This window comes from Clavibacter zhangzhiyongii (assembly GCF_014775655.1).
In the GTDB taxonomy this organism is placed as follows: Bacteria; Actinomycetota; Actinomycetes; order Actinomycetales; family Microbacteriaceae; genus Clavibacter; species Clavibacter zhangzhiyongii.
Genome location: NZ_CP061274.1, coordinates 543090 through 555269, shown reverse-complemented (window position 1 = coordinate 555269; position 12180 = coordinate 543090). Strand labels below are relative to the sequence as shown.

The following is a 12180-nucleotide window of genomic DNA, read 5'->3' as shown; positions in this document are numbered from 1 at the left end:
GCGAGGTGACGCACCCCGGGGACCCCGCCGACCCGGCCGGCGCGCACCCCGGATCCGCGCCCGGCACCACCCCGGCCGGCGTCGAGGGCGCGGTCGCCGACGCGGCGGCCGCAGCCGGCACCGGCCCAGCCTCCGCCCCGGGCGCCCGCACCACCGCCGCGGGCGCCGCGCTCCAGGTGGGCACGATCGTCAGCGTCAGCCTCGGGTCCTCGCTCGCCGGCCTCGTGATCCCCGTGGTCGGCGCCGTGCTCGTCGTCGCCGCGCGCCAGGTGATGATGGCGGCGCTCGTGCTGCCCGTGGCGAGGCCCCGGATCCACCGCATGACGCGCGCACAGCTCGTGCCCGCCGTGATGCTCGGCCTCTCCCTCTCGCTGATGAACCTCTCCTACTACGCGGCCGTCGACCGGCTGGGGCTCGGCATCGCGGCGACCATCGAGTTCCTCGGGCCGCTGTCCATCGCGCTGCTCGCGTCGCGCCGCCTGCTCGACGCGGCGTGCGCGCTCGTCGCCGCGGCGGGCGTCGTCGTGCTCACGGGTCTCGAGGGGCGCATCGACGCGTTCGGCCTCGTCTGCGGCGCGACCGCCGCCGTCACGTGGGCCGCCTACATCGTCTTCACGCGCCGGGTGGCGGAGCGGCTGCCGGGCTTCCAGGGCATCGCGGTCGCGAGCGTCGTGAGCCTCGTCGTGCTCGTACCGTGGGCCCTCCTCACGCTCGACGTCGCGGCGCTCGACGGGCGGGTCGTCGGCCTGCTCGCGGCGATCGGCCTGCTCTCGTCGGCCGTGCCGTACTCGCTCGACACCGTGATCCTCCGCCGCATCACCCCGCGCCTGTTCGCCGTGCTGACGAGCCTCAGCCCGGTGGTCGCGGCGATCCTCGGCGTGATCGTGCTGCGCGAGTCGCTCTCGCCCGTGCAGCTCGGCGCGATCGTCGTGGTGTGCGTCGCCGCGGGCGTCGCCATCGCGACGCGCGCGCCAGCCGGACCCGGCGGATCCCCGACACGACGGCGCCCGACCACCCCGTAGGGCGGCCGGGCGCGGACCGGGTCGGGATGCGGGTCAGCTCGCCCCGAGCTCCGTCAGCACCTCGGCGAGCTGGCCCACGGCCCAGACCAGGTCCTCCTCCTCCACGACGATGGGCGGCGCGAGCCGGATCGTCGAGCCGTGCGTGTCCTTGGCGAGCACACCGCGCTCGGCCAGCCGCTCGCACACCGCGCGGCCCGTGGCGAGCGCGGGGTCGATGTCGATGCCGGCCCACAGGCCGCGGCCGCGCACCTCGAGCACGCCGTGCCCGACCAGCTCGCCGAGCCGCGCGTGCAGCACCGCGCCGAGGCGACGCGCGCGCTCCTGCGGCTCGCCCGTCGCGAGCATGTCGACGACCGCCTGCCCCACGGCCGCGGCCAGCGGGTTGCCGCCGAACGTGGATCCGTGCTGCCCCGGCTGGATGACGCCCAGCACGTCCGCGTCGCCGACGACCGCGGAGACGGGCACGATGCCGCCGCCGAGCGCCTTGCCGAGGAGGTAGAGGTCGGGCACGACGCCCGCGTTGTCGCACTCGAAGGTCGCGCCCGTGCGGCCGAGGCCCGACTGGATCTCGTCGGCGACCATGAGCACCCGCTCGCGCGTGCAGATCCGCCGCACGTCGGCGAGGTACCCCTCGGGCGGCACGACGATGCCGGCCTCGCCCTGGATTGGCTCGACGAGCACGGCGACCGTGTCCGCGTCGATCGCGGCCTCGAGCGCCGCCGCGTCGCCGTAGGGCACGGTGACGAAGCCGGGCGTGAACGGCCCGAAGTCGGCCCGCGCCTCCTCGTCGTCGCTGAAGCTGACGATGGTGGTGGTGCGGCCGTGGAAGTTGCCGGCCATCACGATGATCTTCGCCCGGCCCGCGGCCACGCCCTTCACGCGGTAGCCCCAGGCGCGCGCGACCTTGATCCCCGACTCCACGGCCTCGGCGCCCGTGTTCATCGGCAGGACCATGTCCTTGCCGGCGAGCGCGGCGAGCGCCGTGACGAACGGCCCGAGCCTGTCGTTGTGGAACGCGCGGCTGGTGAGCGTGATCCGCCCGAGCTGCTCCGTCGCGACCCGCACGAGCTCCGGGTGCGAGTGCCCGAAGTTCACCGCCGAGTAGGCGGCGAGGCAGTCGAGCAGGCGCCGGCCGTCGAGGTCGGTGACCCACGCGCCCTGGCCGGACGCGACCACGACGGGCAGCGGGTGGTAGTTGTGCGCGGCGTGCGCCTCCTCGGCGTGGATCGCGAGGGCGCCCGCCTCGGAGGCGGCGGGACGGTCGAGGGTGTCGGTCATGTCCTCGCCCTCTACTTCCGGAGCTCGAGCGTGCAGCACTTCACGCCGCCGCCGCCGAGCAGCAGCTCGGACAGGTCGACGCCGATGGGCTCGTAGCCGCGCTCCCGCAGCGACGCCTCGAAGCCGACCGCCTTCTCGGCGATGACGACGTGGTGCCCGTCGCTGTAGGAGTTGAGGCCGAGGATCGACGCGTCCTGCTCGCTGACCTCGACCGCGTCGGGGTAGCGGCGCTCGATCTCGTCGAGGCTCACGGCGTCGAAGGCGCTCGGCAGGTACGCGATGTTCGTGTCGTCGAGCACGGCGATGGCGGTGTCCAGGTGGTAGAACGACGGGTCCACGAGGCGCAGGGTCACGACCTCGCGGTCGAAGATCCGGGCGATCTCCGCGTGGCTCGTGCTGTCGCTGCGGAAGCCGGTGCCCGCGAGGATCGTGTCGCCGACGAGGAGGATGTCGCCCTCGCCCTCGTTGACCTCGGCGGGCACGCGCACGTCGAAGCCGGCCTCGCGGAACCAGTCCATGTACGCGGGGCCCTCGGGCTGGCGCTCGGGGTGCTGGAACGCGGCGCCGTACGCGATGCCGTCGAGGGTGAAGCCGCCGTTGGCCGCGTAGACCATGTCGGGAAGGCCCGCGATCCCGTCGATCAGGTCGACCTGGAAGCCGAGCCCCACGTAGGTGTCGTACAGGGTCTGCCACTGGCGGACCGCGAGCGACGTGTCGGTCGGGATCGCGGGATCCATCCACGGGTTGATCTTGTAGACCACGTCGAAGTGGTCGGGCCGGCACATAAGGACGCGCTTCGCGACGGCCGTGCGGCCCGATGCGGTGTCCGCGGACAGGGGGAGGGTGGAGGGCATGGTGCTCCTGCTTCGTGCGGCGCGCCGGGACGCGGTCGTGGAGGCGGACGATGTCCCAGAGCCCCGAGGGGACGCCTTCCCGCCAGCCTGGCACGCGGATCGCGCCCGATCGACCGGTCGCCACGCGGATTCCGCGCGTGAGGGGCCGGTCGCGCGCACGATCCCGCCGTAGGCTCGCCCCATGGACAACCTGGACCACCGGATCATCGACCTCCTCCGCCAGAACGGCCGCGCCGGGTACGGCGACATCGGCGGCACCGTCGGGCTCTCGGCGAGCGCGGTGAAGCGGCGGGTCGACCGGCTGGTGGCCGACGGCGTGATCCGCGGCTTCACCATCCAGGTGGATCCCGCGGTCGACGGCCTCAGCACCGAGGCCTACGTCGAGCTGTTCTGCCGCGGCACGGTCGCGCCCGACGAGCTGCGCCGCATCCTCCAGGGCGTGCCCGAGGTCGTCGACGCGGGCACCGTCACGGGCGACGCCGACGCCATCGTCCGCATCCGCTCCCGCGACATCCCGAGCCTCGAGGACGCCCTCGAGAAGGTGCGCGTGGCCCCGAACGTCGACCACACCCGCAGCGCGATCGTGCTCTCGCGGCTGGTGAACCGGACGCTGGAGTAGCGCTGATGTGCTTCAGAGCCTGAATCAAACGAAAAAATCACCCAAAGCCTGCAGCAGCTATGCGGGGCCGCCTTACAGCGTCTCCTACGAAGTCGGCCAAGAAGCGGCGGGGGCACCGTTTAAGAATCCTAACAAACCAGCGCCGTCGCCGGTCGTTCGCGCATCGACAGTTCCACTACCGGTCATCAATGTATGTAATGGCACATCCACCAGGCGCTCCCGTTCCAGATCCGAAACGATAAGCTCAAATGGTAAATCCGCCGGCACCACGTAGTCAGTCGCGACCTGCACGATCGACGTCATGCTGCCCGATAAACGATAAAGCTCATGCTCCAACCCCCGTCGGTGAAACCACCCGCTCGGATCTTGGAAATACGAAAGCACCCTCATATGCCAGGGTGTCATCCTTACGACAACGTCGAGGTATCGCTCTCGCCGATCGTAAGGAATGTCTGACCACGAACCCGACTCCGCGAGCACCTCGGCCAGAAGTCGCCGCTTCTCTTGATCCGCCGTCTCGCGTGACGCTCTAATAACCTTCTGCGCGGCCACGAAGAACTCATCATCCGTCGGATCAAAGACGCCTGCCAGACGCTCCTCTAAGGCACGGACTCGGGCAGCGGTCCATGCCCAGAACTCCTCGTCGCGCTCACGTTGCTTCGCTGCGATGACTGCTGACAAACCTCCCGCCACCATTCCTCCCACAAGAGGAATAGATCCGAGAGCCCCCATACCGACTGCGACCGCCACGCTCTGCGCAGGACTCTCTTCCGGCGTCTCCGGATACTGCTTCACCATAGACCTCCGATTGTGACCGAGTCGACTACACGATGATGAACACCTCAAATCGCGCCTACGCAAACAGCGCCACTAGGATCACGACGTAGATGACCACGAACAGCGCCGGGATCGCGTAGCGGACGAGGTTCGTGAGGCCCTCCGCGGCGATGACCACGCGGGCCGCGTGCGACGTGGCGCCCGACTCGCGGAGGTCGCGGGCGATCGCGATGGCCTGCGAGTTGAGGGAGAACTGCACGGCGGCACCGAGGGCGCCGGTAGCGAGCAGGATCAGGGCGGCGGCGAGTCGCGTGCCCAGGTCGGCGTCGGCGAGGCCGGTGCGCAGTAGGAACACGGTGGCGGTGAGCAGGAAGATCGGGCCGAGCTGGCTCGTAATCATCTGCTTGCGGGCGCGCGACCACATGGTGATCAGCTCGAGCTCGGACATGCGGGACCTCCAGTCGGCGGCGGTGGGATCGCCGCTCCTCCATCTTGCCCCGCCGTCGCGTGGATCTCATCCACCCACCATGCACTTGAGCCAGAATGCGTGACCCTCATGAAGCACGCGATTCGGCAGTCATCATCGATGACCAACAAAGCACTCTTTCCTTTATTTACGCTTTTTTGATCACGACGGACAACAGATCAATAACTTGGGTCATTGAAAGTTCTGTCGTATCACTATTCGCCGATGACCCATCTGGTGGATTTCCCAGAATTCGCCTTGCGAAAGCCGCGTAGATTCCGTCTCGCTGCTCATCTGCCTGAATGGGCTCAATGAATGCCGGTAACGATTTCAGCTGCACCTCAAGCGCTCGGGCCCAATCTGCGATACGCCTGTGGTGCGTTGATTGCCGGCCACAGTACGCGGCAAGCCCCACTACGGCCGCAAGCACGCTCAGCCGAGCTGCGACTGTAGCCCAGTCCGCGCGTCCCGGCAGCGGTAGCGCAAGCGACACTATCCCACCAGCCGAAATTAAGAGTATCGTTGCCCAGCGAAAGAAATTAGCTGCCTTAAGCTGTGAATCTGCGTAGTCCCCGAAGTACTCAAAGAGCTTTGTGCCACCAACGTTGCCTGCCGCAACTTGTACCGACCGCTCGGTATTCTCTATACCAGCTAGCACTTTGTCGGCGCGAGCTTGCATTCGCTCACCCGTCTCAGAAGTTGCGATGTCCTGAATATCTGACGCGAGATTTCGCTGCAGATCGAAAGCGGAAGCCCTCTGCCTAGGACTTCCTTCATCGTATTCGATGTAGCTATCGACCTGATTGATAAGTTTAAAAGTCAAATTTCTCGCCCAGGCGTGAAGAGCCGCAGGCTCATCGGAGGGCACATTTGGCAGCGCGGCCAAAACCTCATCTGCCTCATCCCAGAACGAGGGCATCGTATCGGAAGACTCAAGCAAGAAGGGGTCATTTGTCCAAGTTTCTAGAACACGTTGCACGGCTTGAGTTGCGAGCCTCTTGCCCTCGTCGGTGACCCCATCAATACCCTCTATCGCATGAAGGAGAGTCTCGAGCCGACGGAGATAAGCGTCTTGAGCTGGCATAGTCCTAGACACTACCTCTGCTCAGACTGCGCTTATCAGTCCGTGGGGAACCCGAAGGTCCGTTCAACACAAGAAAGTCACGGTGAAACTCCGACTGAAAAACGGCACGAACGCCTTCGACCGCTAGCCTCGGCGCATGGATCCCGCGCCCGGCTACCGCATAGACCCGGGCTCCGCGATCCCGCCCTACGAGCAGCTCCGCGCGGAGGTCGCGCGCCGGGCCGCCGCCGGCGAGCTGCCGGTCGGTGCGCGACTGCCGACCGTGCGGGCGCTCGCGGAGCAGGCCGGCGTCGCCGTCAACACGGTGGCGCGGGCGTACCGGGAGCTCGAGGCCGACGGGGTGATCGAGACGCGCGGTCGCGCCGGTTCGTACGTCGCCGCGCAGGACGACGTGCCCGCCGCGCTCCGCGCCGCGGCCGTCGCGTACGCGCAGCTCGCGCGCCGGCTCGGCGCCCCCGACGACGACGCGCGGCGCGTGGTCGACGAGGCGCTCGCCGCCGGCTGATCCCGCCCCTGCGGCACCAGGCGACGCCGGGTCGCCGCGATTCCACCTCCCGTTCACCCGGAGGCCGGACAGTACGGACGCCGCCCGACCCGAACGGAGACCACATGCCCGAGTCCTCCCCGGAGGCGGCGACGCCGCACGACGACGCCGTGGCCGCGCCTCCCGCGGAGGACGCCGCGGACCTCGCGGGTGCGGGCGAGGGCGCCCAGCGCGTGCTCGACCGCGCGGACGCCGTCACCCCGCCGCGCACGCTGGTGGACGTGCTCCGGGCCACGGTCGCCGCGCACCCCGACGCGTCCGCCATCGAGGACGGCGACGGCGCGCTCAGCTACCGCGAGCTCATGGCGCGCGTCGTGCAGGTCGCCGCGTCGCTGCGGGAGGCGGGCGTGGGGAAGGGCGACCGGGTCGGGATCCGCATGCCGTCGGGATCCCGCGACCTCTACGTCACCGTGCTCGGCGTGCTCGCGGCCGGCGCGGCCTACGTGCCGGTGGACGCGGACGACCCCGATGAGCGCGCCCGGCTCGTGTTCGGCGAGGCCCGCGTCGCGGGCGTCGTGACCGGCACGGGCGAGTACGCGCCGCGCACGGCCGACGCCGCCGACGCCGAGGCCGCTGCCGCCGCGGCACTCCGCGTGCTCCCCGCCGCCGCCGCGCACGCCTCCACCTCCGCGCTGCCGCTCGTGGCGCCGCCCGCGCCGGAGGACGACGCGTGGATCATCTTCACCTCGGGATCCACCGGCACCCCCAAGGGCGTCGCCGTCTCGCACCGCTCGGCCGCGGCCTTCGTCGACGCGGAGGCGCGCCTGTTCCTGCAGGAGGAGCCGATCGGCCCCGGCGACCGCGTGCTCGCGGGCCTCTCGGTCGCGTTCGACGCCAGCTGCGAGGAGATGTGGCTGGCGTGGCGCCACGGCGCGTGCCTCGTGCCCGCGCCCCGCAGCCTCGTCCGCAGCGGCATGGACCTCGGGCCCTGGCTCACCACGCACGGCGTGACGATCGTGTCCACCGTCCCGACGCTCGCGGCGCTGTGGCCCGCGGAGTCGCTCGAGAACGTGCGGCTGCTCATCTTCGGCGGCGAGGCCTGCCCGCCCGAGCTCGGGCAGCGGCTCGCGACCGACGGCCGCGAGGTCTGGAACACGTACGGCCCCACCGAGGCCACCGTCGTCGCGTGCGCGGCCCCGCTCGGCGGACCCGGCCCGGTGCGGATCGGCCTGCCCCTGGACGGCTGGACCCTCGCCGTGGTCGACGCCGAGGGCGCGCGCGTGCCCGAGGGCGGCGTCGGCGAGCTGATCATCGGCGGCGTCGGGCTCGCCCGCTACCTGGATCCCGCGAAGGACGCCGAGAAGTACGCCCCGTTCCCCGCGCTCGCGTGGGACCGCGCGTACCGCAGCGGCGACCTCGTGCGCTTCGAGGCCGAGGGCCTCGTCTTCCAGGGCCGCGCGGACGACCAGGTGAAGGTCGGCGGCCGGCGCATCGAGCTGGGCGAGATCGAGGCGGCGCTGCAGGACCTCGACGACGTGCAGGGCGCGGCCGTCGCCGTGCAGACCACGGACGCCGGCAACCAGGTGCTCGTCGGCTACCTCGTGCCGCGGGATCCGGCCGCCTTCTCCCGCGAGGACGCGGTGCAGCGCCTCCGCGTCGCGCTGCCCGCCGCGCTCGTGCCGCTCATCGGCGTCGTCGACTCGCTGCCCACCCGCACCTCCGGCAAGGTCGACCGGGCCGCGCTGCCGTGGCCGCTGCCGGGCGCCGCGGGCGACGACGGCGCCGACCTCGACGCGGAGCTCCGCCCGCTCGCCGAGATGTGGTCCGCCGCGCTCGGCACGCCCGTCGCGAGCGCCGACGCCAACTTCTTCGACCTGGGCGGCGGATCCCTGTCGGCCGCGCAGCTCGTGGCGCGGATCCGCACGATCGACCCCGAGTTCACGGTCGCCGACGTCTACGCGCACCCGCGCCTCGGCGCCATGCACGCCGCCATCGCCGGACGCGCGCCGCGGGCCGAGCGCAGCGGGCCGCGCGTGGACGTGACGCCCACGCCCCGCCGCACGCAGTGGATCCAGACCCTCCTCGGCGCGCCCCTCCTCGCCCTGCAGAGCCTCCGCTGGCTCGCGCTCCTGCTCACCGCCAGCGCGCTGCTGAGCCCGCTCGGCGGCTTCGACGCGCTGCCCGACGTCTCCTGGTGGGTGCTCGCGCCGGGCCTCCTCCTCTTCGCGACGCCGTTCGGCCGCATGGCGATCTCCGCGGTCGCCGCGCGCCTCCTCCTCCGCGGCCTCACGCCCGGCGACCACCCGCGCGGCGGCCGCTGGCACCTGCGGCTCTGGCTGGCCGAGCAGATCGCGCAGCAGATCGGCGCGGTCGGGCTCGCGGGCGCGCCGTGGATTACGTACTACGCGCGGGCGCTCGGCGCGCGCATCGCGGACGACGTCGACCTGCACACGCTGCCGCCGGTGACGGGCATGCTCCGCATCGGCCGGGGCGCATCCGTCGAGCCCGAGGTCGACCTCTCCGGCTACTGGATCGACGGCGACACCGTGCGCGTCGGCGCGGTCCGCATCGGCGCGGGATCCACGGTCGGCACCCGCTCGACCCTGCTGCCGGGCACGCGCATCGGCAAGGGCGCGGAGATCGCGCCGGGCTCGGCCGTCTTCGGACGCGTGCCGTCGGGCCAGCGCTGGGCCGGATCCCCCGCCGCGCGCGTCGGCAAGGCGCGCGTCTGGTGGCCCGACCACCGGCCGCCGCGCAACACCCGCTGGGTCGCGGCGTACGGCGCCGCCTCGGTCGCCACCGCGCTCGTGCCCGTGGTGGCGTTCGTCGCGGGCGGCGGGATCCTCGCGGCCGCGATCCGAGGATCCGCCGACCTGGGCGACGTCTGGTGGCGCGGCCTCGGCGCGCTCGTGCCCGCCGTGCTGGTCACGGGGCTGGTGCTCGCGCTGCTCGTGGTCGGATCCGTGCGCCTGCTCGGCCTCGGCGTCACCGAGGGCATCCACGCGGTGCGGAGCCGCGTCGGCTGGCAGCTGTGGTCTACCGAGCGCCTCCTCGACCTCGCGCGCACCGTGCTCTTCCCGCTCTACGCCGGCCTCTTCACGCCCGTGTGGCTGCGCCTCCTCGGCGCGCGCGTGGGCAAGGACGTCGAGGCGTCGACCGTGCTCCTCATCCCCGCGATGACCACGATCCGCGACGGCGCCTTCCTCGCCGACGACACGCTCGTGGCCGGCTACGAGCTCGGCGGCGGGTGGATGCGCGTCGCCCGCGCGGAGATCGGCCAGCGCGCGTTCCTCGGCAACTCCGGCATGGCGGGTCCCGGCCACAAGGTCCCGAAGGACGGCCTCGTCGCCGTGCTCTCGGCGGCGCCCACCAAGTCGAAGGCGGGATCCTCGTGGCTCGGCTCCCCGCCCGTCCGGCTCCGGCGCACGGTCGCCGCGGCCGACGACTCCCGCACGTTCAGGCCGCCGACGCGGCTGCGCGTGGCGCGCATCCTCTGGGAGCTGCTGCGCGTCGTTCCCGTGATCGTGACCTGCGCGATCGGCCTCGCGGTGCTCGTGGCGCTCGCCGCGCTCACCGAGGCGTGGGGCCCATTCGTCGCGTTCCTGCTGGGCGGCGTCGTGCTGCTCGCGGCGGGCGCGGTCGCGGCGGGCATCTCGACGGCGGCGAAGTGGATCCTCATCGGCCGCATCCGCGCGGAGGAGCACCCGCTGTGGTCGTCGTTCGTGTGGCGCAGCGAGGTGTCGGACGTCTTCACGGAGATGGTGGCCGCGCCCTGGTTCGCGTCGTCGGCCGCGGGCACGCCCGCGCTCGTCTGGTGGCTGCGGAGCCTCGGCGCGCGCATCGGATCCGGCGTGTGGTGCGACTCGCACTGGCTGCCCGAGGCGGACCTCGTGACCCTCGGCGATGCATCCACGATCAACCGCGGGTGCGTCGTGCAGACGCATCTGTTCCATGATCGGATCATGAGCATGGACACCGTCACCCTCGACGCGGGTGCGACCCTCGGGCCGCACAGCGTCATCCTCCCCGCGGCGCGCATCGGCCCGCAGGCCACCGTCGGCCCCGCGAGCCTCGTGATGCGCGGGGAGCTCGTGCCCGAGGCGAGCCGCTGGAGCGGCAACCCGATCGGCCCGTGGCGCGAGGTGAAGCTCGGACGGTACCTGCCCGCGGGGGCGAGCGCGTCCGCGTCCGCGACCGTCGCGGATCCCGCGACCGAGGCGCCCGCGACCGCCGGTCGCCGGTGAGGGCCGCGACGGGACCGGCGTCCGGCGACGACTACACCCCCGAGGTCGGCTCCTCCACGTACGCGGTCGAGCGCTACGACCTCGACCTCGACTACCGCGTGGCCCGCAACCGGCTGAAGGCGCGTGCGATCCTCACGGCCGTCGCCCGCGAGCCGCTCGCCCGGTTCGAGCTCGACCTCACGGGCCTCCGCGCCACCGACGTGCGCGTCGACGGCCGCCGCGAGACCCGGCACGTGCAGCGCGGCGGGCGTCTCGTCGTCACGCCGGCCGCGCCGATCCCGGCGGGCGCGACCTTCACGGTCGACGTCGCGTACTCCGGCGAGCCCGGCCCGCGCCGCACCGTCTGGGGCGAGCTCGGCTGGGAGGAGCTCGGCGACGGCGTGCTCGTCGCGTCGCAGCCGAGCGGCGCGTCCACCTGGTTCCCCTGCAACGACCGGCCGGACGACCGGGCCGCCTTCGTCGTGCGCGTCGCGTGCGAGGTCGACTACTCCGTCGTCGCGAGCGGACGGCTCCTCTCCCGCGTCGAGCGCTCCGGCCGCGCCACCTGGACCTACGCGCAGGACGCGCCCACCGCGCCGTACCTGGCGACCGTGCAGATCGGCCGGTACGCGGAGAGGCGCGTGCCCGCCGGATCCACCGAGGCCGTCTTCGCGTACCCGCGGCCTCGGGAGGCCCGCGTGCTCGCCGACCTCGCGCTCGTGCCGCGCATGATGGCGTTCTTCGAGTCGCTGTTCGGGCCGTACCCGTTCGACGAGTACCGCGTGGTCGTCACCGACGACGAGCTGGAGATCCCGCTCGAGGCGCAGGCCATGGCGGTGCTGGGGTCGAACCACGCCGACGGCACGGGCGGATCCGAGCGGCTCGTCGCGCACGAGCTCGCGCACCAGTGGTTCGGCAACCGGGTGGGCCTCGCGGCGTGGCGGCACATCTGGCTCAACGAGGGCTTCGCCTGCTACGCCGAGTGGCTGTGGTCGGAGGAGTCGGGCGGGCCGTCGGCGGATCAGCTCGCGCGCGAGCACCACGCGCGCCTGGTCCGCGAGGGCACGCGCCTCGGCATCGGCGATCCCGGGCCCGACTCGATGTTCGACGACGTCGTCTACAAGCGCGGCGCCCTCGCGGTGCACGCGCTGCGGCTGACGCTCGGCGACGCGGGGTGGCGCGAGCTGCTGCTGCGGTGGACGGATCCGGCCTGGACGGCCCCGCGCACCACCGCGGACCTCGTCGGCGCGGCCGGCGACGCGGGCGCGCTGCTGCGGGCGTGGCTCGCGGAAGGGCCGCTGCCCGCGCTGCCGCGGGTCGGGCGTCGCTGAGCCGCAGATCGCGACTCCTCCAGATGCGGGTCATCGTCGTTA

10 protein-coding genes are annotated in these 12180 nt (G+C 72.1%); 5 read left to right on the top strand and 5 right to left on the bottom strand.

Features of this window, described 5'->3' with window-relative positions; all coding sequences use genetic code 11:
• The first annotated feature begins 5 nt into the window (after positions 1-5).
• Positions 6-1022 (top strand): EamA family transporter, encoded by a 1017-nt coding sequence (locus H9X71_RS02795; protein ID WP_191148223.1) that lies wholly within the window; start codon positions 6-8, stop codon positions 1020-1022.
• 33 nt (positions 1023-1055) lie between these two features.
• Here the strand turns inward: H9X71_RS02795 and rocD are convergent, their stop codons facing one another.
• A complete protein-coding gene (rocD, locus tag H9X71_RS02790) occupies positions 1056-2300 on the bottom strand; it encodes an ornithine--oxo-acid transaminase (protein ID WP_244961735.1) in 1245 nt (414 codons plus the stop codon).
• Positions 2301-2311: 11 nt separating this feature from the next.
• Positions 2312-3154, bottom strand: coding sequence for a dimethylargininase (ddaH, locus tag H9X71_RS02785; RefSeq protein WP_191148222.1), 843 nt, complete (start codon positions 3152-3154; stop codon positions 2312-2314).
• Between the two features lie 181 nt (positions 3155-3335).
• Here ddaH and H9X71_RS02780 point away from each other — a divergent pair, with 181 nt between their 5' ends.
• Complete coding sequence (locus H9X71_RS02780; protein ID WP_191148221.1) at positions 3336-3773, top strand: Lrp/AsnC family transcriptional regulator; 438 nt, start codon at positions 3336-3338, stop codon at positions 3771-3773.
• A gap of 84 nt (positions 3774-3857) precedes the next feature.
• On the opposite strand, the gene H9X71_RS02775 is transcribed toward H9X71_RS02780, so the two are convergent.
• The 3 genes from H9X71_RS02775 to H9X71_RS02765 form a co-directional block, all read right to left on the bottom strand.
• A complete protein-coding gene (locus H9X71_RS02775; protein ID WP_191148220.1) occupies positions 3858-4571 on the bottom strand; it encodes a hypothetical protein in 714 nt (237 codons plus the stop codon).
• A gap of 55 nt (positions 4572-4626) precedes the next feature.
• The gene (locus H9X71_RS02770) at positions 4627-4998 is read right to left on the bottom strand and encodes a hypothetical protein (protein WP_191148219.1); all 372 of its coding nucleotides are present in this window, start codon (positions 4996-4998) and stop codon (positions 4627-4629) included.
• 166 nt (positions 4999-5164) lie between these two features.
• On the bottom strand, positions 5165-6100 hold the full coding sequence (locus tag H9X71_RS02765; RefSeq protein WP_191148218.1) for a hypothetical protein: 936 nt from the start codon (positions 6098-6100) through the stop codon (positions 5165-5167).
• 136 nt (positions 6101-6236) lie between these two features.
• On the opposite strand from H9X71_RS02765, the gene H9X71_RS02760 reads away from it, so the two are divergent.
• From H9X71_RS02760 to H9X71_RS02750, 3 genes are all read left to right on the top strand, one after another.
• Positions 6237-6605: a GntR family transcriptional regulator gene (locus H9X71_RS02760; RefSeq protein ID WP_191148217.1), complete on the top strand. Its 369-nt coding sequence runs from the start codon at positions 6237-6239 to the stop codon at positions 6603-6605.
• A gap of 104 nt (positions 6606-6709) precedes the next feature.
• Positions 6710-10828: a Pls/PosA family non-ribosomal peptide synthetase gene (locus tag H9X71_RS02755; RefSeq protein ID WP_191148216.1), complete on the top strand. Its 4119-nt coding sequence runs from the start codon at positions 6710-6712 to the stop codon at positions 10826-10828.
• Complete coding sequence (locus H9X71_RS02750; RefSeq protein ID WP_191148215.1) at positions 10825-12138, top strand: M1 family metallopeptidase; 1314 nt, start codon at positions 10825-10827, stop codon at positions 12136-12138. The genes H9X71_RS02755 and H9X71_RS02750 overlap by 4 nt, the downstream gene beginning before the upstream one ends.
• Positions 12139-12180 lie beyond the last annotated feature (42 nt).

Bases quoted from the DNA above. Each gene is read 5' to 3' on its own strand.
- rocD (WP_244961735.1), bottom strand. From the start codon at position 2,300: ATGACCGACACCCTCGACCGTCCCGCCGCCTCCGAGGCGGGCGCCCTC.
- H9X71_RS02765 (WP_191148218.1), bottom strand. From the start codon at position 6,100: ATGCCAGCTCAAGACGCTTATCTCCGTCGGCTCGAGACTCTCCTTCAT.
- H9X71_RS02755 (WP_191148216.1), top strand. From the start codon at position 6,710: ATGCCCGAGTCCTCCCCGGAGGCGGCGACGCCGCACGACGACGCCGTG.
- H9X71_RS02760 (WP_191148217.1), top strand. From the start codon at position 6,237: ATGGATCCCGCGCCCGGCTACCGCATAGACCCGGGCTCCGCGATCCCG.
- H9X71_RS02770 (WP_191148219.1), bottom strand. From the start codon at position 4,998: ATGTCCGAGCTCGAGCTGATCACCATGTGGTCGCGCGCCCGCAAGCAG.
- H9X71_RS02775 (WP_191148220.1), bottom strand. From the start codon at position 4,571: ATGGTGAAGCAGTATCCGGAGACGCCGGAAGAGAGTCCTGCGCAGAGC.
- H9X71_RS02780 (WP_191148221.1), top strand. From the start codon at position 3,336: ATGGACAACCTGGACCACCGGATCATCGACCTCCTCCGCCAGAACGGC.
- ddaH (WP_191148222.1), bottom strand. From the start codon at position 3,154: ATGCCCTCCACCCTCCCCCTGTCCGCGGACACCGCATCGGGCCGCACG.